Below are 21,650 nucleotides of genomic sequence, written 5' to 3'. Positions count from 1 at the left end.
TTCCTTTGCACTCATTACTATTAACTTTTTAAATCAGTCTGAGATGTGGGTATGGAATCTCAGATTACAATTGACGTGCCGATTATAGAAAAATGGAAATTTGTTTACAATAAGCTGTGCTATTATTCCAGGCAGATATCCAAAATGTATGCAGTGCATATTGGAGTATATTGGACGATTGCTGGTTTTGCAGCTTTTTACGAATTTAGTGTAAGAGATTGTCTGATTTTGTCAGTCGTTGTGCTGATCGTAACAGATCTACTTGTGCAGGGATATCTGAAACTGACAGATAAGCTAAAAGGATAAAAATGGAACAATACTATTATAATCGTATGAACAAACCCCAGCAGGCTGCTTATCACAGCATTTTTGTCGGGGTGAAAAATCTATCGGATGAAATTCAGGTTCCGGCACTTTCCGGAGAGGAGCTTTACAATATTTTTTTCCAGATGAGGCTGGACCATCCGGAAATATTCTGGGTAACCAATTTTAAATATCGTTACTACAAAGATTCGCCGAACCTGATTTTCATACCGGAATATCTTTTTGAGAAAAACAAGATCCGGGAGCATCAGAAGGCTCTGACAGCCAGGGTAGAGAAGCTTGTCCGCCCGGCACAGAAGATGTCTGAGTGGGAAAAAGAGAAATATGTGCACGATTTTATCTGCGAAAATGTCCGTTATGACAAACTGAAAAAAGCATATTCCCATGAGATCATAGGTCCTCTTGGACAGAGCGTCGGGGTATGCGAGGGCATTGCGAAAGCGGTGAAGGTTCTTCTGGATGCGCTGGGAGTATGGTGTGTGATCGCAATTTGCGGTAACAATCCGGAAAAAGGAATCAAATACCGGCACACCTGGAATATTGTAAAGATAAATGGCACATATTATCATTTAGATGCCACTTTTGACAACAGCCTGGGAAAAGATCGCGAAAACAAGGAAATCCGCTATGACTATTTCAACCTGGATGATCAGCAGATCTTTCGCGATCATGAGCCCTTGATCGCGCCTGCGCCTCATTGCAATGATCATGATCATTTTTACTACAAAGAGAAGAAATTATCATTTACCAAACAGGAGGATGTATACAAGCGGTCTTTGCAGGCTGCTAAGAAAGGAAAGGTGCTTGTTTTTCACTGGCGGGGTGGATACCTGACAAAAGAAGTATTAAATGAGCTTCTTGACCTAATCCGCAAAGCAGGCATGGAAAAAGAGAAAAACGCAATGGTCAGCATAAACTGGCCTCAGGCAGTTCTTCGCGTCCAGTATGCTGACATACAGGTACAGGAGAGTGTTATGCTGGAGGAAGCGAATGAAGGGGAGAAGGATTGATGAAATGACCCAAGGAATTTTGTGCTGAAACTGTCCAGGTTACTGTTCAGAAAAAATTAAAACATTGTTGAAAGAATTCTATTGTTATATGATTTCGTAAGTGATATACTTAAACACAAGAAGAACCGTGTAAAATTATAGTTTACTTTTTGCGCGGTTTCTTATATATGTGATGGTTAGTTCAAACTAACACTAAGGCGGTTTGAAAGATTATAGCGAAAATATAATCAACAAGCTATAGAACTGTTACTATACCGCTGAAGAAAATTATTTTTGCTATATATATGAAAAATTTTTCGATTATACAAGGAAGGAAAATGTAATGCTAATGAATATTTTTGAAGGTATACTGATTCCATTTGTTGGAACAACACTAGGTGCAGCATGTGTGTTTTTTATGAGAAAAACACTTAGCAAGTCAGTGCAACGTGCACTTGCAGGGTTTGCAGCAGGCATAATGGTTGCTGCTTCAATCTGGAGTCTTCTGATTCCGGCTATTAAACAATCTGAGAGTATGGGAAGATTATCATTTGTTCCGGCAGTTGTTGGGTTCTGGATTGGTATTTTGTTTTTACTAGCGCTCGATCATTTGATTCCACATCTTCATGTTGGAAGTGATCAGGCAGAGGGACCGAAAAGCAAGCTTGGCCGTACAACAATGATGGTGTTGGCTGTTACACTACACAACATCCCTGAAGGTATGGCAGTAGGTGTAATGTATGCAGGATTTCTTGCTGAAAATGCACAGATTACAGCAACAAGTGCACTCGTTTTATCACTTGGAATTGCCATTCAGAATTTTCCGGAAGGAGCGATTATATCCATGCCGCTTAGGGCAGAGGGCGAAAGCAAGGGAAAGGCATTTCTCGGAGGTGTACTTTCAGGAGTGGTTGAACCGATTGGAGCAGTACTGACGATTCTTGCTGCACAGCTGGTAATCCCGGCATTACCATATTTACTGAGCTTTGCAGCAGGAGCCATGTTATATGTTGTGGTTGAAGAACTAATTCCGGAAATGTCGCAGGGACAGCACTCGAATATTGGTACGCTTTTCTTTGCACTTGGATTTAGTTTGATGATGATCCTAGATGTGGCATTAGGGTAAGAGGCGAGAAATGATTCTTAGCGATTATGCTGGCAGTTACATTTGAAAGCAGTTTTGGAGATAAATTTATGTATCAACATGCTATGAAGGCACCAGATGAAATGAGGGAATTGCATAAGCAGTTTTATGCTTATATGAAAAGAATGAAGAAATGCGGATGCAAGGCGAAAAGGTACAGTGATTGGAGAAAAAAGCATGAAAAATGAAGAATATAAAAAATGTCAATTAAAGAATTTACAAAAGCAGCAGGAAGATATGAAAGTAGCCATGCTGGTATTTACGAAATGTGCAAGAAAGATTATCCGGATCCACAGGCATTTTTTGACAGTGTGAAAAGATGTCTTCGCCCAAATGGAAGATTGATACTGAGAGATGTGACCAGTGACAATAAAGTATTGGTATGGCTAATGAATACATTGGAAATGCCGTTGGCAAATATATGCGGACATGGAGATGTCCAAGTGCCAACAAGAGACATGGTCATAAAATGTTGCAAAAAAGCAGGATTAAAAGTAGAAAAATTTGAAATTCGTAAAGGTATGCGAATGCATTGTGTTGTGAGAAAACCTATGGGAAAGGCGATAGGAAATGAAAGATAAGTATCTTAGGGAAACACGAATGGTTGATTTTTCTAATCCGGCAATTCAAAAACTTATTCAAAATATGAAATGGGTGAATTTGAAAGGATTAAGGCAATCTACAATATGTAAGAGATGATGTTTTATTTGGATATAATATTGATGACGGAATTTCAGCTTCAAAAGTACTTGCAGATGGTTATGGACAATGTAATACTAAAGGAACTTTATTCATGGCACTTTTACGTGCCTGCAATATTCCATGCAGAGTACATGGTTTTACGATTGATAAAAGCTTGCAGAAAGGAGCTATGACTGGGTTTGTTTACCGTAATGCTCCAAAAAATATTTTCCATAGCTGGGTAGAAATTAATTTTGAAAATCAGTGGTATGAACTGGAAGCTTTCATTTTGGATAAAACCTATATAAAGAAGTTACAGGAACGAAATCCGGAATGTAAAGGTGCATTTTGCGGTTATGGAGTAGCAGTCAAGGATTTCAGAAATCTCATTATTGAATTTGATAGGAACAATACTTATATTCAGAGCGAAGGAATCAATCAGGATTTTGGTGTTTATGATTGTCCCGATGAACTGTTGAAGGAACATCATCAAGAAATTTCAGCCTTTAAAGCATTTGCTTATAGACATATTGGAAGACATCTCATGAATCGTAATGTCAGGAAGATTAGAGAACGATAGTTTTAAGCTTTTAGAATTAAAATTAAATTTGGAGGGTAATATGGCAGACAAAATACAAAATGCTTATGAAACATCAAAAAATATATATGACGATGTTCTTACGCAAAGAAATATTTTCAGCAAACTGTATATTAAGTTATTTTGGAGTGGCACTGATGATAATGATATAGCACGAAAAGTTTTATCATATGTTCCTGATGACTTTTCAGGAAATCTTCTTGATGTTCCAGTTGGAACTGCTGTATTTACGGAAAACAAATGGAGTTCTCTGAAAAATGCACATATTACTTGTATTGATTACAGCATGGATATGCTTGAACAAGCCAGAAAAAGACTTGGTAGTCATGCACATATCAAATGTATTCAGCGGAAAAGATACTGGCAGCGCCTCCCGTAATCATCAGGGGTAACTTTCATCTTCTCACCCCCTTTCCGTGGGGAGTGAGCAGGATGATCCTGTCCGTTGTCAGGGGCCTATGCTGGCCCTGGTCTGCTGACCGCCTCCTTTTCCATCTGATTTTTTGCCGGAAATGACAATCCGCGAAAATCGACAAAAATCGCCCGGCAGGTCGTAAACCTACCGGGCGACGATTTGAAGCGTTTTGTTGTTTTGAAGATTCCATAAAGATTTGAAAAATGGACGGACATAAAAGACGTCCATTACACTATCGGAAAATCAGCAAGGAAGTTTCATAGTAACCTTTGCGCCGCTGGTTTCTTTTGAATTTTCTAAAATAAGCTGACCATTATGTTGTTCCATAATCGAATTTGTAATATATAGACCCATACCAAAGTGTAACTTTGAATTGCGGCTTTGATCGCCCATATAGAACCGTTCCTGTGCGTGGCATAATGCCTCTTTAGAAAACCCCGTTCCCTCGTCTGTGACTGAAATTTCCACGAAACCGTTGTTACTCTGAACATCCACATAAAGCGTTCCGCCTTGCGGGGAGTAGTCCAGCCCATTACTGATAACATTCATAATAGCACGTTCTATCAGCACCCTATCAAATTTCAGCATTTGAGGGAGTGAAACAGTATTCATTTGCAGCCGGATTTCTTTTGTCCGGCATAGTGATTCCATATAACCGAACAAGTGCTGCATGAACGCTGGCAAGTCTATACTTTCAATATGGAGCTGATAACCAACCGCCGCCCGTGATATATCAATCAGGGTTTGAATATATGACTGCATCTGGCCGGAGCTTTCCACGACGTAACCAGCGTATAATCGTTGCTCATCATCAAGATTTGTTTCTGTGAGTAAATCAGCATTTCCTTGAATAACCGTCAGAGGCGTTTTCAAATCATGGGCAAGCGCGGCGATTTGCTCTTTCTGTGTCTGTTCGGTTTTCCATTGCCGTTCTAACGAAATTTTCAGATTATCTTTCATATCTGAAAAAGATGCAAGGACATCTTCAAACTCTTTGATTTTGGCGTGTCCTACTTCAAAATCAAGGTTTTGCTTTGAAACCTCCGCAGTTGCTTCAAAAAGCGGGGTCAGTTGTGTACGCAGGTTCTTAGCAAATCTGGCGGTCAGTATGATAATGACCAGCAGCGAATTTACAGCCATCAGGATAAGCGCAAGCGTGTCAGGAGATGGAAAATATTCCGGTAGCCATGACACTGTAAATTGAGAACCAATATAATACCTTAAAACGCAAAATTCGTTTTCCCGGACAACAAGTGCAAACTCCCTCCCCGTAGCATATTCAATATATTCTCCCTTTGCGTACAGCAGGGCAATTTCTTTTTCATCATCGTCCATATTGCTGTAAAGCTCATTAAAGTTCTTGTCCAGAATTAAGTAGCCGCATCCCTGTGGAATCACAACCTTTGTAATATCCGGGGCAATCGTCAGCGTTGGAATGATCTCTTTTACCTGCAATTCACTTAGATTTGCTCTTGTAGCTAATCCAGCATTTACAGCAAGTCCCTCCAAACCAGAAGGGACAATAATTGCCGCTACCAGCATGACAATGAGGGAGATAGCAAACTGGCGAAACAATATTTTCAATGTAGGTTTCTTTTTCACTCCCATTTATATCCTATCCCCCATACGGTGCTGATCGGACTTATTTTGAAATGCTCCAATTTCGCACGAATATTTTTTATATGCGTTGAGATCGTAGAGTTATCGCCTATTCCATCAAACCCGAAAACGGCTTCATAGATTTGTTCTTTTGTAAAAACCTGTCCCCGGTTTTTCACAAGGTATTCACAGATTGAATACTCGCTTTTGGTAAGGGGAACCGGCTGTTCTGAAACATACAGTACCTTTGCGGAAAGGTCAAATCTTATATCAGGCTCAAATGAAAGTGTGCTGTGATGCTCCCTTTTTTCTCTGCGTAAATGTGCCGCGACACGGGCGCGAAGCTCCTGAATACGAAAAGGTTTCGTAATATAATCATCCGCACCGATGCCCAATCCAAACAATATATCTTCCTCTAATGTCTTTGCGGTCAGAAAGAGAATCGGGCAGTCTACCATATTCCTGATCTGTTTGCAAAACTCAAACCCGTCTGTGCCAGGCATCATCACATCCAAAAGAATGAGGTCATAGAAATGCAGCTTTTTGATGTCTACATCATCCGCATTTTGACAGACTGTTATCAAATATCCATCTTTCCCCAAACTGTTCTTAATCAATTCCAAGATAGAAACTTCATCGTCAACTACAAGTAAGTGGGTCAAAAAATCACCTCCCGCCCCATTATACCACATTGTCGAGGTTACTCATCATTATTTTTAATGTCAGCTTTCCGATATTCATTGTTGATATTTACAGCTACGGCATTGCTTATATCCACATCCACAATACTGTAAACGTAGCCGAAACTGAAATCTTCCCCCGCCACATTTTTGAAGCGTTTCGATACCTGCCCGATTTCTTCTTGCAGTTCTGACATTTCAAGACATTCATCCGTTATGGTATATGTCAGGCCGTTATATGAAATTTCATCATAGTTTGCGGCGTTCAGCTCATAATACGGCAGAGATTCATTTAACGCCTTATTTTTATCGGCGGTATCGCGGAGCGCACCGCAGGCTGATAAGCATATAAGACTTACAAGCACAATTACCACGGCAAACAGGCACTTTTTATTCACTGTTTTTACCTCCCTCCCAACCATGAAACCAAACCAAACTGGCAATCAGCAGACAAACAGTGCAGCATACAGAAATAATCATACCGCTGAAAAAATCGGTTTTTACCTGTGCATACAGTTGGGGGCTATCCCATGCAAGCACAGTGTAATCCATAGCACGAACGCCCCAGGCCCAGGGAATATATTTCCATGTAGTGTCACCAAGCCCTGTTATCATAAGGGCAGCTATTAAACTCCCTGCAATTCCCAATCCCATAGATGCACCTTTTCCGAAGCTCATTCCCACAAACAAATGAATCAGGTAAATGGGAAGCATGGTAATCAACAATAGAATCCCTGCTTTCAGGTAAAGGCTTGCCGGAGCATCCCTATATAGTGCAGCGAATGTTCCTAACGCTAAAAATGTTGCGCCAAAAGCACAGATCATCAGAAAACCAAGTTTACCAATATATGTTGCCATGCGAGATGGGATTGTTCCCAACAAAAGCTGATAATGCCCGGCCTGATTTTCGATCTGAACAACCAGGCCCACAATAATGCCGATCAGAAACGGGAACGCAACGGCCAGCACTTCCAGATAGGCACTGATTTTGGTTGCCAGTTCCCATCTGGATATATGATAGTAACCCGCAAAAATCGCCGCACATATAATCGGAATCATGCTGTGCATATAGAGCAAAATGCTATGTTTACACTTCTGATATTCTGCTTTCCAGCAGCGAACCACAGATACCATAGTTACCCCACCTCCTTTTTCTCAAACCATCTTGCAGTTAAAAATGACAGCGCCGCAAACCAGGCCAGCGAAATGACCAATACAAGTATAATCATCCAAAATGCCATTGCCGTACTCTGATCTGCAACCGGCTCACCATTAGGCAAAATACCTAACACGGAAATCATAAGATGCGGCACCCAGCTATATGGGCAGATCATCCACAAAGAGGTTGTAGCCGTGAAAATCCCTAAAACGCTTCCAAGTCCGGCATTAAGAATAACCGTGACAAAGATACCAACTTTTTTTGATAACCATAAGCACAGCGGAACTTCCCATAGGCTTGCAATGACAATACAAGCTGTTCCGGCCGCAGCCTGCCAAATTCCGATTGTCAGGGGAATTTCGTTGATAACTAATATTGCAAAACCGCCCAACAGATTTAGCGCCAGGAAAATGAAATTCCCCACACAGGAGTAAATACCGGCCACTCCAATTTTTGCTTTCCAGACTTTGTTCTGCGAAACAGGCAATGAAGCAACGGCACGATATTTTAGTTTGCCATTATCCCGCTGTTCAATCAAGGCACAGGTGAGCGTAAGGAATCCAGGATAAAGCAGGATATACCACCAATTATAAGAATTGAGCTGGAACCAAAGAGGGGCAAAAAAGTTCATAAGCGCAGTTACAAACGGGGCCAGAACGATCAGCGTTTTTGTGAAAGTTCTCTTATGCTTTAGGTTCTCTGCCTGAATATATGCCATCTCCATTTAATATCCCTCCTTACCATTTCTGCAAATAACATCCATAAAGAGTTGTTCCAAATCTTCACCGGCGCGAAGCTCTCCCTCATATCCAAGGACGCCGCCAGCAATGATACCCACATGATCTGCAATCTGCTGGACTTCTGACAGAATATGGCTGGACAAAATAACTGTAATCCCTTTGCAGGGAAAAGAGCGAATTAACTCTCGAAGTTCCTCAATCCCTAAAGGGTCAAGGCCGTTAGTCGGTTCATCCAGAATCAAAAGCTGGGGACTGTTCAGCAATGCAATAGCAATACCAAGCCGCTGCTTCATACCAAGAGAAAACTGCCCGGCCCGTTTCTTGCCGGTATTCGTGAGCTGGACAATTTGCAATACCTCGTTAATTCGTGCATCGTCCAGGCCGAGCAATGTAGTTCTGACTTTGAGATTTTCGTATGCAGTCAGATTTTCGTAAAGCGGGGGCATCTCAATCAAAGCACCGATATGCTCCAGATCATTCCGCTTCCACGGGTGGCCGTCAAACTCGATGCTTCCCGATGTGGGGCGCAAAATGCCGGTGAGCATTTTTAAGATCGTGGATTTGCCAGCCCCATTCGGCCCCAGCAGACCATAAACCGAGTTGCGCCGGATGTTCAGTGACACATTGTTTACCGCCATTTGCCCCTTGAAATTTTTGCAGAGGTCAGTCGTTTTCAAAATCATATCCATATAATCAAGTCCTTTCTTTGATTTTACGGATAGCATACCGGGCAATTTTGAAGATTTCATAAAGATTCCCGAAAACAGAATATGAACAATACACCGTAACCGTGGAGCATATCGCAACAAAGCACCAACCTACGCATTTAGGGCCTTAAAAAGCCCTATATTTCAAGGCTTTTCCCGCATAGTCGGCGGGGTATGTGAGTGTTTTATCCTATCCCCGTCAATACTGGGTTCTAAATGCGTAGGAACAGGCAAAAAGAAAAGACGCCGGACGCAAGCGGCCACATGGCCGCCGCGCCCGGCGTCTGCTGTTATTTATTCGTTCTCGTCTGTGAAATAGAATTTCTGGCTGTCATAGTCAGAATCCGTCATACGTTTCAGCTTGGAAAGGGTCTGCTGGGCCAGCGTCCACATATCCCCGTCCATACCCGGCATGGCTGCGGTGATCTTGCCTATCGTCCTGCGTCGGTCTGCGTTGTGGTACATACAGATCAAATTTTCTTCTTCCACGGTAAAGTGCATCATTCCTCATACCTCCAATTCATTTTTCTTGGTTCTGGCCGCCGCCTTTTTCGGGCTGGTGGCCTGTTTGCTGTCGGCAAGCTGCTTGCGGATAGATGGCCGGGGCTTGCGAATACTCACATCACGGCGCTCATCTTTGTTAATCATGGCATATACCCCGTAGCGGACATATGAAAACAATGTTGAATCGAATGTTTTCTAAATTCCAAACTTGCAGGAACCGTATTTGGCGGAGGTGCAGATGCTGTTGGCGCAATACAGGGCAATCCGGCATTAAAAGAGGCTTATGAGATGGGAAAAAAGTTTAAGGGGATGTATATGCAGAAGTGCGGCTTGAGGGACGGATCACTGGTCCCGGTAACTGCATTGCTTGCGCAGGGATTAACGGATTCTTCTTTAAAATATCATCTTCAAAATGCAAAAAATCATGGTGTGACACAAAAAGAGATTGCGGCAGTGATCACACATGCCGCATTCTATGCAGGTTGGCCAAAAGCATGGGCTGTTTTCAATCTTGCAAAGGAAGTGTGGGAAACAGGCGAAGGAGATTTGCCATACGAAGAGGAAGGGATGCGTGCGCATGCAAAAGAGATGGTATTTCCAATCGGTGTATCAAATGATGGCTTTGCACAGTATTTTTCCGGCAGAAGTTTTCTTGCACCGATTTCTACTTCTCAGGTTGGAATTTTCAATGTGACATTCGAACCTGGATGCAGAAATAACTGGCATATCCATCATGCAAAAAGTGGAGGTGGACAGATTCTGGTATGCGTTGCCGGAAGAGGATATTATCAAGAAGAAGGCAAAGAAGCTGTAGAAATGAAGCCAGGCGACTGCATCAATATTCCGGCAGAAGTAAAACACTGGCATGGCGCCGTACCAGATGAATGGTTTAGCCATCTTGCAATAGAGGTTCCGGGCGAAAATGGTTCTAATGAATGGCTTGAACCAGTAAGTGATGAAGAATATGGGAAATTATAATAGGAAGGTGAATGAAATGTTTGATAGAAATATTGTATTGAATAATGGAGTAAAAATTCCACAGCTTGGTCTTGGAACCTGGTTTATTGATGATGATAAGGTTGCTGACGCTGTAAAAGCAGCGGTAGAGATTGGATATAGACATATTGATACTGCACAGGCATATGGTAATGAGCGTGGCGTGGGCAAAGGTTAATCAGTGCGAAGACAGATATGTAGAGGGAAATCGAGCAGCATGGAAAGCTCTTGAGGATGTAACGGACGAATTGAAAGAATAGAATCAGATGGCGTGGATACAAGCTATGAACAACATTTACAATCGGGCGGAAGAGATTGTGATTCATGAGTTGGTTCTGTAATAAAAAGTAAAATAAGCAAGACTGGATGTTATTTATACATTATGTGAATTGGAACCGGTTCGGAAACGGGCTGGTTTCTTTATCGGCAAAATTGCCGCTAAAACTTATAACAAGGTTTTGCTTAAAAATGAGCAAAAAAGGAAAAGTATGCCTTGTAAAACAGATTTTTGATTTACAAGGATAGTTTGGTATTTAATTAAAGATAAATGATGCCGAAAACGGCAAAAACATAAGGCACAAGCAAAGATAAATGTTCGATAATTTGCCGATAATGTGATATACTATATAAAAGTGTAAATTTTGATTTGAATTATAACGGAGGAGAACAGATGCGATACCTTTCAGTTACTGAAATAGCAAAAAAGTGGAATGTTTCAGAGCGCAGCGTCAGAAATTATTGTGCACAGGGACGTGTACCAGGTGCATTTCTTACCGGTAAGACTTGGAATATTCCTGAAAATGCAGAAAAACCGGAGCGCTCAAACAAAAAGAAAGAGCAGCCAGTTACTTTGCTGGATATTCTGCAGGAGCAGAAAGCAAGTAAGTATTCTGGCGGCATTTACCATAAAACACAGATTGATTTAACATACAACTCCAATCATATTGAGGGCAGCCGTCTGACCTATGATCAGACCAGATACATCTTTGAAACCAACACCATAGGCGTAGAAAACGAAGTGCTGAATGTGGATGATGTGATTGAAACAGCAAATCACTTCCGTTGCATTGATATGATTATTGATAATGCAAAAGCGGCTTTAACAGAAAAGTTTATTAAAGAACTACATTTGATTCTGAAAAATGGAACCAGTGATTCCAGAAAAGATTGGTTTGTTGTTGGTGATTACAAGAAATTGCCGAACGAAGTTGGCGGAATGGAAACAGCACTTCCAGAAGAAGTTGCCGATAAAATGAAAGCTCTGTTGACTGAGTACAACGGAAAAGAAGAAAAGACTTTTGAGGATATTTTGGATTTTCATGTGAAGTTTGAACAGATCCATCCATTCCAGGACGGTAACGGTCGTGTAGGACGTCTGATTATGTTTAAAGAATGTTTGAAATACAATATTGTGCCGTTTATTATCGAAGATAATCTGAAAATGTTCTATTATCGTGGACTGAAAGAATGGAACAATGAAAAAGGTTATCTGACAGATACCTGTCTGACCGCACAGGATAAATATAAAGCATATTTGGATTATTTTAGAATTGTTTATTAAAAGCGATTTCTATAAGTCCTTTTCAAAGTGTCATCTCACACTTTGGTTTGAGGAAAATCATTAGATGAGAGGTACAGCAATGACTGGTGAAAAATTTACATTAATGCAGTATTCGGTTCACGCAATTCTTGGACTGATTGATGCAGAAGATTTTGTTATTCCTGAAATTCAGCGTCCATTTGTATGGAAGCGCAGTCAGGTTAGAGATTTAATAGATTCTTTATATAATGGCTATCCTACTGGCTACATTATTACTTGGAAGAATCCAGATGTAAAAACTAAAGATGGCGGTAAAGCGAATGGTAAAAAAGTGCTGATAGATGGTCAGCAACGAGTAACCGCTTTAATGGCCGCTATATCTGGGAGAGAAGTTCTGGATGATGATTTTAATAAGGAACGTATTAAAATTGCATTTAATCCTTTGGCAGAAGATGAAACAAAAAGATTTGCGGTACAAGATGCTTCTCATCTGAAAGATAAAAAATGATTTCCTGCTGTTTTCGCCAAATTCTGCGTTTTTTATTTCATATCCTTTAGCTTCCATAAATGCAAGAAATTCTGAGTAAGTGGAAACGATTCGGATTGTCTGGTTGATATCTTTTCGCAGCTGCGCTTTTTTACTGGATTCAGATTTATTTGCAGCCCATTCATTGTATTTCATTCCTTTTTTACCATCTGGCATAATTGTGGACAGGTTATGTTCCTGGCATAAAGTGTCGCTGAGATTTCGTATTTTCCAGTAATTCTTTTTACAGTCATGATAATGAGAAAAAGTGATATTATCTGCAGAACAGAAAATCAAATGGTTATGTACATGGCCTTTATCAGTGTGTCTTGTCAGAACATAGGAGTATTTTCCCTCCAGTAAGCGATCCGCAAGTTCTTTTCCAATCTGATGGGCTTCCTCATTGGAAACTTCATCAGGGGAAAATGCCTGAATCAGATGAAATGCCTTATTTGTATTGTGTGGATCTCTGCAATCATGTGTATGATCCAAAGTGTATTTAAAATCAAGAGCGGCTGTTTCGGGAGAGCAGGCAAAGGAAGAAATATATAGATTCTGGTCTGTTTTATCTGGATTACAGATAAAATGTCAATGGGGCGGTCGAATGTTGTTAATTGTTCTGCACTATTGTTTTACGGTACTTATCTCTTTTTTCTTCCGGAATTTCAAGCATATCCATTGTTTGTTCGATAGTCCAGTTCGTGTTTTTCATTAACTTTTTGATGTTTTCCAGTTCTTTAATTTCCATGCCATCGTCCATTAGCATCTGTCCCAGTCTGGTCATTCGCATTACCTCCCTGATCTCATCTAAATCTGACTTATCCAAAAACTTATCTGCCAGAGCATATAGTATAGCTCTTGTTTTTTCTGCTATAAGTTCATTACTCGGTTTCGTTAGATTTATTGCTGTTTTGAACATTTCTTTACGGCTCATATTCCCAGACATCAATGGAGAAAGAGAAAGAGCAACGTAATCATTTTCGGTGAATTTTTCGTTATTGCTCTGTTTTTGTATTAGTTTTTGGAATATGTCATCTGCATTTTTATCTTTTAGATAAATTGGCTGTATCCGATAATTGTATAATCCGCAGTCCAATTCGGATTTTACGTCAGTAATCCCACCGGAATAAATGACATATGTAATAACTTTCTTACCGGTCTGGTTGGAATAAACTGCATCATATGCATGGAATCTGCGGAGATCAACCTCTTTTTTATCTGTTGTTTGAAATTCAATATGTACATAAAATCCATGTATAAAGAGTGAATTGTCAGTTCTATCAATTCTGTAGGACCTATTTCTTCATATTAAAAATTAATCCCCAGTGCTTTCAGAATTGTATCACGAAAATAATTGAAACCCATTTTTATAACGGCATCTTCATGTTTCGTATTTGTCATGAGGCACCTCTATTATTCGTCCAGTATAGTCCTCATTGGTGTTCTGAAAATGTATTCACTCGTTCTTTTGTTTTTTGTCATTTGTAAGGATGTAGACTTTTCCTCCTTCTGTATGATTATTTTAACAGAACGAGTTTGGAATTGCCAGTACTGATTGTTGTGCGAAATCAGAAATCAATTTTGAAACTACCGTTACATGTTCATTTTAGATTGGTCATCCATATAACTTTCGACAGGGTTGCAAAGATTCGCAACAGAAGAATGCCAATGGGTGCATGACGCTTGTTTCGTAGCAAAAATACCAGCGGCATATTTGCTTTTGGGAGAAACGATTATGTGGTCCCATGTTGTCAGGTATTGTGATGGATTTCCGCTATAATTTTTTAAACGATAACGATAATATTAAAAGTGCACAAATAGTGACGATAATAATGGTGAAAAATGTCAATTATTATATTGGAGATTGACAAAAAGATAAATTCGTGGTAGATTAACAATAAAGAACCGGTCCCATAATGGAGAGTGAGAATGTTGAATATAAGGGAAATAGCTAAAATAGCTGGGGTTGGAAAATCTACCGTATCAAGAGTAATCAATCAAACTGGATATGTGAGTGATGAAACTAGAAAAAAAATAGAAGCGGTAATGCAAGAGTATGAATATTCGCCATCTGCCGTAGCAAGAAATTTATCAAAACAGCAAACGAATTCCATCGGAATTATTATTCCTCAGGCTAATAATCTATTCTTTGATGAGATATTAACAGGTGTAGAGAGCATTGCTGGTGAGAATGGATATACTATTAGTTTTAGTAATACTGCTAATGATCCTAAAAAGGAAAGAGATGCTATAAAGGCGTTCATTGAACAGAGAGTTAGTGGAATGATTCTTCAGCCGACTTTTTCTTATGAGGATTCAAATTATCAGGCGCAGTTAAGAAAACTCCTTATGCGACTGCATGCACCAGTAGTTGTTGTGGATCGACCGCTATCATATCCAATATGTGACGGAGTGTTTTTTGATGGATATCTAGCATCGTATCAAGCAACAGAAGCACTCATTAAAGGTGGTAATAAGACTATTGGAATTATTACCGGTAATTTAAATATGAAATTGGCGAAAGAACGATTTGACGGATATTTGCAAGCTATGCAAGATTATAGTATTCCAGTACATGAAGAATACATTTTGATGGGTGATTTTACACTGGAAAAAGCATATGATTTGGTAAAAACATGTATTCAAGAGGACAAACTTCCAGATGCGATGTTTACAACGAATAATTTTGCGACAATTGGTTTTATGAAGGCTATTATTGAAGAGAATATACAGATAGGTAAGGATATTAGGTGTGTATCTTTTGATTATTTGGATTTTGCTGATGTTCTCGGTTTGAATTTGAGTTATGTTGGAAGGCATGAAAATATGGGGGAATTGGCATGTAGAATGCTTATAGATAGGATAGCGAGTCCTAAACTTCCAAGGAGGACAGAGATTGTACAACCACATTTGGTATTAAAAGGTTCTGAATTGAAGAAATAATAGTAGGAGTTTGACTGTGGGACCGGTTACTTATTGCTGGGAATAAGGAGGTGAACAGGAATCTTATAATAAATGTGCAGGAGGCGTAGTACAGAATCATATACAATGAAATGAGGTGATGAAAAATCTATGAAACGATGAAATTTTTTTATTTATATGTGGGACCGGTTACTTATTAATAGGATACGGAGAAAAACATATTTTTTCGGTAGGTATATTGATTTTGAAAGTTGATGTATAAAAAATGACAGAGTATTGGGAAGGTGGGAAATTAATTTATGAAGTGGAATATTAAAAGATGGTTAGCTATTGGCCTTGTATCAGCTTTGACAGTATCAATGGTGGGATGTACTAAAGAAAGCAGTAACAGTAGTAGTGAAAGCGGTACTGACACGAGCAGTAATGACGCAAGCAGTAATGACACAAGTAATAATGAAAAAGTAGAATTGACAATTTGGCAACATGAGCCTACAGAACAAAGAGTTACGGCTTGGAACACAGTCATTGACAAATTTCAAAAAGAAAACCCCAATATTATTGTCAATATGGAGGTTGTATTATGGAGTGATGCTCAAGCCAAAATGATGAGTGCGATTCAGAGTTCAACTATGCCAGATATGAATGTGGTGTCTGACACAAGTTGGTCATCAGCATATCTTGCAGGAGGTATTGTAGAGGTTGACGATATTGTAGAGACTGTTGACAACGAACAGGATTTTATTGATTCTACATTGTTAAGTTATAAAATGGATGATCATTATTGGGCAGTTCCAATTGATAGTATTTGTTATTCTCTCTTGTATAGACCAAGTGCTTTGGAGGCAGCTGGTTATACTGAACCGCCAAAAACGTGGTCTGAGTTAAAAGAGTATGCAGAAAAAATGACAGTGGATACTGATGGTGATGGCAATATTGATCAGTATGGAATCGGTATCACTTGTTCAAGAGATGCTTTAGCGACGGATACTTTTGGAGCTTTTATGGCTTCAGCAAATACAGATATTTTTGATGAAGATGGAAAGATTGTGTTTGATAATGACAATACAGTGAAAGCATTAGATTTTTATAATGAATTGTACCAATATGCACCACAAGCAGCATCTGGATGGTCATGGGGAGAAATAGAATCCAATTGGGCAGCAGGAACATTTGCAATGATGCCATATCATTCACCAAATCTTGCAGCATTTTTTGAAAATGGAGATTTTGATATTGCCACAGCACCTTTCCCTAAACCTGATGATGCTGATGAGAGTTTCAAAACAAGCTTTAATCATGCTATAACGGTTACTAAAGGGGCGAAAGATAGGGAACATTATGAAGAATGCAAGAAATTTATAGAGTTTCTTGAAAGACCTGAGATTAGCTGGATTCTTACTGTTTGTCAGGAACCGGGATTTTATCTTCCGACTACAAAGGCAGGAGCCGATTTAATTGAGTCAGGATATTTCGATGAGGAGAATTTTCCACTTAAAGAAAACTTTGATGCAAAAGAAGGATCTAAGAGTAGATCCATTGTGGATAATTTCTTAAAAGTAGCAATGGAATCTTCGAAGGAAGCTTATGCACTAGGTAATAAATATGGGGCCGTTAATATGAATATGGCAGAAATTTATAATTCGTATATCATATCAGATATGATTCAAAAGGTTCTTCTAAATCAAGAGAATGTAGAGGAAGCAGTAAAATGGGCAAGTGATAAAATGGAGACAATAGATTAACAATAGGTAGTGAAACAGGTATTCTCAAAATACGTTATTTGGGAATGCCTGTGAGAAGAAAGGAACTAAGAAGAAAGGGACAGGAAATTGGAACAAAAGAATCAAAAAATAGGTTATTTATTTTTGGCTCCTTTAACAATTATAGTAGCAGTTTTTTTACTATACCCATTTGTAAAGGGATTTATATTATCATTTTTTGAAACCAAATATGGTTTTGGAAGTATGAGTTTTTCCGGATTGAAGAATTTTATTTCAATTGTAAAGGAAGAAAAATTTGGCGTTGCAATTAAGAATTCGATGATTTGGGTTGTTTTTGGATTGATTTTAAATACTGTTTTTCCAATGGGCATTGCAATATTGATTAATCGAGATTTTGTGGGAAAAAAAGTATGTATGGGCGCTATGCTTATTTCGTGGATGACTCCAGTAGTGGGTTTTTCAATGATGTGGAAATGGTTGTTAGAACCTCAGTTAGGTATAGTCAATAAGATTTTGAAAAATGTGGGACTTATTGAAAACAGTATTAACTTTTTAGGGGACAGTAGATGGGCTTTAGGGATTTGCATATTTCTAAATTTTCTGCAATTCTTTCCATTTGGAGTGCTCTTGATGTCTTCGGCACTTAGTGTTATTCCGAAAGAACTATATGAAGCGATGAGAATTGATGGTGCATCTCCCAAAAAAATCTTGTCTAACCTGATTTTACCAATTGCAGGTCCAATGATTAGTTTCATGACTTTTTTGGGAATCGTGTGGACTTTTAGTAATTATTCATTAATATATATTCTTACCAAAGGGGGGCCAAATTATTCTACATATACAGTTCCAATCCTTATATATGAAAAGGCATTTTCAGAATTTCAGGTCGGACAGTCGATGGCGTTGGCAAGTATGGTAGGGACACTTCTCATTGCATTAGGAATCCTGTTTGGTAAAAGCTTTTTCAAAAAAGTGGAAGTCTAAAAGGAGGAGTTATGAAAAGAAAAAGTTGTAGGGTGCAGCCATTTCACAAGAAGAGTCATACGATATTATTTTATGCAAGTATGTTTTTGTTTACGTTGATACTTATTTTACCATTTATTTACGTTGTTGATGCCTCTTTCCAGAATGAGTGGGCTATAAAAATAGGAGCCGTAAAAGTGTTTCCTGCAGCTGTGACTTTGCAAAATTATAAAGATCTATTATTGGAATCAGTAGGCGTAACAGCTTTTCGGGAGAACCTTTTTAATAGCATAAAAATCAGTTTTGGGGTTACAACACTTTCCGTCGTTATAGGCGTATTGGGGGCATATGGATTATCAAGGTATGAATTTAAAGGCAAAGAAAAAATTGCAAAATTGATGCTTTTTATGTATGTATTTCCTACGATTCTGGCAATATATCCAATCTATGATGTATTGGCTAGCATGCATTTAATTGATACGCATTTTGGGGTAATACTTGTACATACAGCGTTGGTTGCACCATTTTGCACATGGTTGATGAGATCTTTTTTTGATGCAATTCCAAGGGAAATAGAAGAAGCAGCCAGAGTAGACGGCGCAAATAAATTTCAGATTATTGTTAAAATCATTATTCCACTAGCGGCACCAGGAATTTTGGCGGCAGGCATGTACGCATTCATTTATTCATGGGGTGAATATATGTTTTCATCAATTCTAATTACTAGCGGATCCAAAAAAACGATTCCGTTGGCACTTCAGGCATATATGTCACATACAGATCAGAAGTGGGGAAGGCTATTAGCTGGTTGTTCATTAAATTTTGTGCCACTTTTGATACTATTTGTGCCGTTGATGAAATCATTTTTAAAAGGCTTCATGGAAGGTGGAGTAAAACAATAACAGCAGTCAGAAAGGATGAGAAAAAGATGAGAAAATTAAAAGTTGGTGTAATTGGCTGTGGTCAAGTTGCACAGATTGTTTGGCTACCATATATTCACGAACTTGACGAGTATGATATTGTGGCAATTTCAGATATTTCACTAAAACTGTTGGATTATTATGGAAATCTTTATGGAGTAAAAAAGTGTTATAGAGATTGGCATGAATTAATAAATGACAAAGAGGTTGAAGCAGTAATTGTGTTGAACAGTAATCATACTGAAGTGTGTATAGAAGCGGCAAAAGCTGGAAAGCACATTTTGGTAGAAAAACCATTATGTGAGAATATAAGACAAGCTGAAGAAATTGAAAAAGCTGTAACCGAAAATAATGTGCTGCTCATGGTTGGGGAGATGAAACGATATGATTCAGGATATAAATACGCACGAAATTTAATACAAAATATGAAAGGGTTGCGTATGATTCGGTCAAGAGATGTATGTGATGGCCTTGCTGCTTCGCAACCAGAAATATATGAATCCAGGAGAAGGACAGACGTAGAACAGAGCGTGAAGGAAAAAATTAATCAGAATTTCAATCAAGGCCTGAAAGAGGTTACGGGAGAATTATCGGAGAATCTATATTTTAGATTATTGCTTGCAGGAGTACATGACATTGATATTTTGAGGGCTGCGTTTGGAGAACCAGAAAAAGTAAGCTATTCGGATATTTGGGATGATGGAAATATGTTGATGGCAGAATTGGATTATGGTAATCATGTAAAAGCAATTTTTGAAGTAGGTTACACTAACCAAAAATGGTTTGACGAGGAGTTGACAGCATATGGGTTAGATCAGACAATTACAGTGAAGTTTCCGCATCCATATATTAGAAATTGTCCGACAATTATTAAGATTATTGAGAATAAAGATGGAAGAATTGAAGAAAGAGAAGTTTCAGTAGCTTTCGACGAAGCATTTCGCAATGAACTTCTTCATTTCTATCAATGCGTGATTGAAAATAAACAACCAGAAACGAATATTGAAGAAGGAAAAAAAGATATTCGGCTATTGAATGATATTTTTCAATGTTATGCAAGGAGGATAAACAAATGTTAGTTATTGATTCACATGCACATCCACCCAGAAAAGGAGTTCCTGGAATTGACAATAGACCAAGAACAATTCCAAAAAGTTTAGAGCAGATAGATAAAATATTTATAGAAGATGTAAATGAAATTATAGAAGATATGGATAGACATCAAGTCGATGCAAAAGTAATGATTGCAATGCCGCCAGATATAGAAAAAGACTTCCACTATGGAGAATATATCCCAGAATATGGTATTACAACTATGACATCACATGAGTGGATCAGCAGAGCAATTGCACTTTATCCCAATCGATTTTTGGCTTGTGCATGCTTAAATCCACTTGAAGAGAATTCCAGGGAAGAATTAGAAGATTTAGTTGTAAATAAAGGATTTAGAGAGGTCAAAATACATCAGGCACACTACAGATTTGAGGTGAATGACAAACGAGTTTATCCATTTTATGAAAAATGCATTGAGCTGGATATTCCGGTAGCATTTCATACGGGTTTTTCTCCGGTACAGTTAATTGATAGATACATTCCGGCAATGCCTCATAATATTGATGAACTGGCATATGATTTTCCAAATTTAAAAATCAACATGTGCCATGGTGGAGGTAACTGGTATCAGGATGGAATTATGATTGCTCTGCGTAATGCAAATATTATGATAGACATCGCAGGAATCACCGATTTATGTGAGAAAATGGTTTACCCAAGAGTTGATGCAAAAGATCTCATACGAAGGTTTGTGGAAATATTGGGAGCAGACAGAATTTTATTTGGAACGGATAATATGGATGATGAGATAAATTATAAATTCATGCAGGAAATTGGATTGGCGGATGCTGATTTGGAAAAAATCATGGGATTGAATGTAAAGAGGTACCTGAGATTGTGGGAATAATATATTTTTTTGATGATTGGAAAATATTAAGAAGGACAAGAATGAATCGTAAAATGGGAACGCCTGTACTGTGTAAAGAATCTATTTTAGAAGATGTAAAAACAGAAGGCGTATGGAATTATCCAACCGTTTGGAAAGACATAACTACAGGAAAATGGGTAGCAATATACGGAGGATGTGCACCATTTTCTTACGATGAAAGAGCTGGATTCTGCATAAAAACAGTAGAACTTTATAGGGCGACTAGTGAGGATGGTATACATTGGAAAAGTGATTGCGAGAATCCTGTGTTTTCAAGGGAAATAGATTTAGGAATGGATGAATCAGGTTTATCAAGAATTGATGGCGGTCCAGTGTTTTATGATGAAAAAGAAAGAAACGAACATAAGAGGTTGAAGCTATTATACCGTTTTTTTGATACCAATGGAGTTCCAGAGGAACGAATAGCTTATTCATCGAATGGAAAGACGTGGAAAACAGAAAAACTAGCATGTGGAAATGAAAAATTGTTTCATTCTCCATCCTCTATTTTTTACAACGAAAAAGAAGGAAAGTATTATAT

General features: G+C 38.7%; 26 protein-coding genes and 2 pseudogenes. 18 read left to right on the top strand and 10 right to left on the bottom strand.

Annotated elements, in window-relative coordinates; all coding sequences use genetic code 11:
- The first annotated feature begins 51 nt into the window (after positions 1-51).
- The 6 genes from AB5170_RS20555 (at position 52) to AB5170_RS20530 (ending at position 4,115) form a co-directional block, all read left to right on the top strand.
- Positions 52-306 carry a hypothetical protein gene (locus tag AB5170_RS20555; RefSeq protein WP_368361946.1) on the top strand — a complete coding sequence of 85 codons (255 nt, stop codon included), beginning with the start codon at positions 52-54 and terminating at the stop codon, positions 304-306.
- Between the two features lie 2 nt (positions 307-308).
- Entirely contained in the window at positions 309-1,334 is a 1,026-nt protein-coding gene (locus AB5170_RS20550) for a transglutaminase domain-containing protein (protein ID WP_368361947.1), read from the top strand.
- A gap of 322 nt (positions 1,335-1,656) precedes the next feature.
- Positions 1,657-2,439: a ZIP family metal transporter gene (locus AB5170_RS20545; protein ID WP_118582560.1), complete on the top strand. Its 783-nt coding sequence runs from the start codon at positions 1,657-1,659 to the stop codon at positions 2,437-2,439.
- 218 nt (positions 2,440-2,657) lie between these two features.
- Positions 2,658-3,038 (top strand): class I SAM-dependent methyltransferase, encoded by a 381-nt coding sequence (locus AB5170_RS20540; RefSeq protein ID WP_244095585.1) that lies wholly within the window; start codon positions 2,658-2,660, stop codon positions 3,036-3,038.
- A 137-nt stretch (positions 3,039-3,175) separates the two neighbouring features.
- Positions 3,176-3,718 carry a transglutaminase domain-containing protein gene (locus AB5170_RS20535; RefSeq protein ID WP_330382834.1) on the top strand — a complete coding sequence of 181 codons (543 nt, stop codon included), beginning with the start codon at positions 3,176-3,178 and terminating at the stop codon, positions 3,716-3,718.
- Between the two features lie 40 nt (positions 3,719-3,758).
- The gene (locus AB5170_RS20530) at positions 3,759-4,115 is read left to right on the top strand and encodes a hypothetical protein (protein WP_368361948.1); all 357 of its coding nucleotides are present in this window, start codon (positions 3,759-3,761) and stop codon (positions 4,113-4,115) included.
- A 279-nt stretch (positions 4,116-4,394) separates the two neighbouring features.
- Here AB5170_RS20530 and AB5170_RS20525 read toward each other — a convergent pair whose 3' ends face one another.
- The 8 genes from AB5170_RS20525 to AB5170_RS20490 all read right to left on the bottom strand — a co-directional run bounded on the left by AB5170_RS20525 (position 4,395) and on the right by AB5170_RS20490 (position 9,684).
- Positions 4,395-5,759, bottom strand: coding sequence for a sensor histidine kinase KdpD (locus AB5170_RS20525; RefSeq protein ID WP_173772847.1), 1,365 nt, complete (start codon positions 5,757-5,759; stop codon positions 4,395-4,397).
- Positions 5,750-6,412: a response regulator transcription factor gene (locus tag AB5170_RS20520; RefSeq protein WP_173772846.1), complete on the bottom strand. Its 663-nt coding sequence runs from the start codon at positions 6,410-6,412 to the stop codon at positions 5,750-5,752. Before AB5170_RS20520 ends, AB5170_RS20525 begins: the two co-directional genes overlap by 10 nt.
- 38 nt (positions 6,413-6,450) lie before the next feature.
- Positions 6,451-6,828 carry a NisI/SpaI family lantibiotic immunity lipoprotein gene (locus tag AB5170_RS20515; protein WP_025580194.1) on the bottom strand — a complete coding sequence of 126 codons (378 nt, stop codon included), beginning with the start codon at positions 6,826-6,828 and terminating at the stop codon, positions 6,451-6,453.
- Entirely contained in the window at positions 6,821-7,564 is a 744-nt protein-coding gene (locus tag AB5170_RS20510; RefSeq protein ID WP_195380313.1) for a lantibiotic immunity ABC transporter MutG family permease subunit, read from the bottom strand. Before AB5170_RS20510 ends, AB5170_RS20515 begins: the two co-directional genes overlap by 8 nt.
- A gap of 2 nt (positions 7,565-7,566) precedes the next feature.
- The gene (locus AB5170_RS20505) at positions 7,567-8,313 is read right to left on the bottom strand and encodes a lantibiotic immunity ABC transporter MutE/EpiE family permease subunit (RefSeq protein ID WP_008705323.1); all 747 of its coding nucleotides are present in this window, start codon (positions 8,311-8,313) and stop codon (positions 7,567-7,569) included.
- Entirely contained in the window at positions 8,314-9,018 is a 705-nt protein-coding gene (locus AB5170_RS20500; RefSeq protein ID WP_195380321.1) for a lantibiotic protection ABC transporter ATP-binding protein, read from the bottom strand.
- Positions 9,019-9,330: 312 nt separating this feature from the next.
- Positions 9,331-9,537: a transposon-transfer assisting family protein gene (locus AB5170_RS20495; protein ID WP_173680961.1), complete on the bottom strand. Its 207-nt coding sequence runs from the start codon at positions 9,535-9,537 to the stop codon at positions 9,331-9,333.
- Positions 9,538-9,543: 6 nt separating this feature from the next.
- Complete coding sequence (locus AB5170_RS20490; protein WP_021651320.1) at positions 9,544-9,684, bottom strand: hypothetical protein; 141 nt, start codon at positions 9,682-9,684, stop codon at positions 9,544-9,546.
- Between the two features lie 144 nt (positions 9,685-9,828).
- Here AB5170_RS20490 and AB5170_RS20485 point away from each other — a divergent pair, with 144 nt between their 5' ends.
- The 5 genes and pseudogenes from AB5170_RS20485 (at position 9,829) to AB5170_RS20465 (ending at position 12,584) form a co-directional block, all read left to right on the top strand.
- The gene (locus AB5170_RS20485) at positions 9,829-10,518 is read left to right on the top strand and encodes a carboxymuconolactone decarboxylase family protein (RefSeq protein ID WP_243243850.1); all 690 of its coding nucleotides are present in this window, start codon (positions 9,829-9,831) and stop codon (positions 10,516-10,518) included.
- Between the two features lie 16 nt (positions 10,519-10,534).
- Positions 10,535-10,714: an aldo/keto reductase gene (locus AB5170_RS20480; protein ID WP_330386277.1), complete on the top strand. Its 180-nt coding sequence runs from the start codon at positions 10,535-10,537 to the stop codon at positions 10,712-10,714.
- A 52-nt stretch (positions 10,715-10,766) separates the two neighbouring features.
- Positions 10,767-10,877, top strand: a pseudogene (locus tag AB5170_RS20475) (TnpV protein); the annotation flags it as partial.
- A 329-nt stretch (positions 10,878-11,206) separates the two neighbouring features.
- Positions 11,207-12,097 carry a Fic family protein gene (locus AB5170_RS20470; protein ID WP_173716268.1) on the top strand — a complete coding sequence of 297 codons (891 nt, stop codon included), beginning with the start codon at positions 11,207-11,209 and terminating at the stop codon, positions 12,095-12,097.
- Between the two features lie 64 nt (positions 12,098-12,161).
- Complete coding sequence (locus tag AB5170_RS20465) at positions 12,162-12,584, top strand: DUF262 domain-containing protein (protein ID WP_243243717.1); 423 nt, start codon at positions 12,162-12,164, stop codon at positions 12,582-12,584.
- An 81-nt stretch (positions 12,585-12,665) separates the two neighbouring features.
- Here the strand turns inward: AB5170_RS20465 and AB5170_RS20460 are convergent.
- Both AB5170_RS20460 and AB5170_RS20455 read right to left on the bottom strand, forming a co-directional pair.
- Positions 12,666-13,094: pseudogene (locus AB5170_RS20460) on the bottom strand (relaxase/mobilization nuclease domain-containing protein); the annotation flags it as partial.
- Positions 13,095-13,212: 118 nt separating this feature from the next.
- Positions 13,213-13,698, bottom strand: coding sequence for a hypothetical protein (locus AB5170_RS20455; protein WP_243243851.1), 486 nt, complete (start codon positions 13,696-13,698; stop codon positions 13,213-13,215).
- An 833-nt stretch (positions 13,699-14,531) separates the two neighbouring features.
- Between AB5170_RS20455 and AB5170_RS20450 the strand changes: the two genes are divergently transcribed.
- The 7 genes from AB5170_RS20450 to AB5170_RS20420 form a co-directional block, all read left to right on the top strand.
- Positions 14,532-15,545 carry a LacI family DNA-binding transcriptional regulator gene (locus tag AB5170_RS20450; RefSeq protein WP_195380314.1) on the top strand — a complete coding sequence of 338 codons (1,014 nt, stop codon included), beginning with the start codon at positions 14,532-14,534 and terminating at the stop codon, positions 15,543-15,545.
- Between the two features lie 278 nt (positions 15,546-15,823).
- Entirely contained in the window at positions 15,824-17,266 is a 1,443-nt protein-coding gene (locus AB5170_RS20445) for an ABC transporter substrate-binding protein (RefSeq protein WP_195380315.1), read from the top strand.
- Positions 17,267-17,353: 87 nt separating this feature from the next.
- Positions 17,354-18,229, top strand: coding sequence for a carbohydrate ABC transporter permease (locus AB5170_RS20440; protein ID WP_195380316.1), 876 nt, complete (start codon positions 17,354-17,356; stop codon positions 18,227-18,229).
- 11 nt (positions 18,230-18,240) lie between these two features.
- Entirely contained in the window at positions 18,241-19,110 is an 870-nt protein-coding gene (locus AB5170_RS20435) for a carbohydrate ABC transporter permease (protein ID WP_173719217.1), read from the top strand.
- A gap of 26 nt (positions 19,111-19,136) precedes the next feature.
- Positions 19,137-20,207 (top strand): Gfo/Idh/MocA family protein, encoded by a 1,071-nt coding sequence (locus AB5170_RS20430; protein ID WP_173719216.1) that lies wholly within the window; start codon positions 19,137-19,139, stop codon positions 20,205-20,207.
- Complete coding sequence (locus AB5170_RS20425; protein WP_195380317.1) at positions 20,201-21,088, top strand: amidohydrolase family protein; 888 nt, start codon at positions 20,201-20,203, stop codon at positions 21,086-21,088. Before AB5170_RS20430 ends, AB5170_RS20425 begins: the two co-directional genes overlap by 7 nt.
- The coding region (locus tag AB5170_RS20420) for a hypothetical protein (RefSeq protein WP_368365145.1) at positions 21,079-21,650 on the top strand (572 nt) is incomplete at its 3' end. The genes AB5170_RS20425 and AB5170_RS20420, both read left to right, overlap by 10 nt.

Source organism: Ruminococcus sp. RTP21484sp1_RTP21281st1_A8_RTP21281_210402 (assembly GCF_040914025.1).
Classification (GTDB): Bacteria; Bacillota; Clostridia; order Lachnospirales; family Lachnospiraceae; genus Blautia_A; species Blautia_A faecis.
Note: the sequence above shows the minus strand (reverse complement) of the source record. Positions and strands in the feature narration are given on the sequence as shown.

Bases quoted from the DNA above. Each gene is read 5' to 3' on its own strand.
- AB5170_RS20555 (WP_368361946.1), top strand. From the start codon at position 52: ATGGAATCTCAGATTACAATTGACGTGCCGATTATAGAAAAATGGAAA.
- AB5170_RS20550 (WP_368361947.1), top strand. From the start codon at position 309: ATGGAACAATACTATTATAATCGTATGAACAAACCCCAGCAGGCTGCT.
- AB5170_RS20545 (WP_118582560.1), top strand. From the start codon at position 1,657: ATGCTAATGAATATTTTTGAAGGTATACTGATTCCATTTGTTGGAACA.
- AB5170_RS20540 (WP_244095585.1), top strand. From the start codon at position 2,658: ATGTCAATTAAAGAATTTACAAAAGCAGCAGGAAGATATGAAAGTAGC.
- AB5170_RS20530 (WP_368361948.1), top strand. From the start codon at position 3,759: ATGGCAGACAAAATACAAAATGCTTATGAAACATCAAAAAATATATAT.
- AB5170_RS20525 (WP_173772847.1), bottom strand. From the start codon at position 5,759: ATGGGAGTGAAAAAGAAACCTACATTGAAAATATTGTTTCGCCAGTTT.
- AB5170_RS20510 (WP_195380313.1), bottom strand. From the start codon at position 7,564: ATGGTATCTGTGGTTCGCTGCTGGAAAGCAGAATATCAGAAGTGTAAA.
- AB5170_RS20505 (WP_008705323.1), bottom strand. From the start codon at position 8,313: ATGGAGATGGCATATATTCAGGCAGAGAACCTAAAGCATAAGAGAACT.
- AB5170_RS20500 (WP_195380321.1), bottom strand. From the start codon at position 9,018: ATGGATATGATTTTGAAAACGACTGACCTCTGCAAAAATTTCAAGGGG.
- AB5170_RS20495 (WP_173680961.1), bottom strand. From the start codon at position 9,537: ATGCACTTTACCGTGGAAGAAGAAAATTTGATCTGTATGTACCACAAC.
- AB5170_RS20490 (WP_021651320.1), bottom strand. From the start codon at position 9,684: ATGATTAACAAAGATGAGCGCCGTGATGTGAGTATTCGCAAGCCCCGG.
- AB5170_RS20485 (WP_243243850.1), top strand. From the start codon at position 9,829: ATGGGAAAAAAGTTTAAGGGGATGTATATGCAGAAGTGCGGCTTGAGG.
- AB5170_RS20480 (WP_330386277.1), top strand. From the start codon at position 10,535: ATGTTTGATAGAAATATTGTATTGAATAATGGAGTAAAAATTCCACAG.
- AB5170_RS20470 (WP_173716268.1), top strand. From the start codon at position 11,207: ATGCGATACCTTTCAGTTACTGAAATAGCAAAAAAGTGGAATGTTTCA.
- AB5170_RS20465 (WP_243243717.1), top strand. From the start codon at position 12,162: ATGAGAGGTACAGCAATGACTGGTGAAAAATTTACATTAATGCAGTAT.
- AB5170_RS20450 (WP_195380314.1), top strand. From the start codon at position 14,532: ATGTTGAATATAAGGGAAATAGCTAAAATAGCTGGGGTTGGAAAATCT.
- AB5170_RS20445 (WP_195380315.1), top strand. From the start codon at position 15,824: ATGAAGTGGAATATTAAAAGATGGTTAGCTATTGGCCTTGTATCAGCT.
- AB5170_RS20435 (WP_173719217.1), top strand. From the start codon at position 18,241: ATGAAAAGAAAAAGTTGTAGGGTGCAGCCATTTCACAAGAAGAGTCAT.
- AB5170_RS20430 (WP_173719216.1), top strand. From the start codon at position 19,137: ATGAGAAAATTAAAAGTTGGTGTAATTGGCTGTGGTCAAGTTGCACAG.
- AB5170_RS20425 (WP_195380317.1), top strand. From the start codon at position 20,201: ATGTTAGTTATTGATTCACATGCACATCCACCCAGAAAAGGAGTTCCT.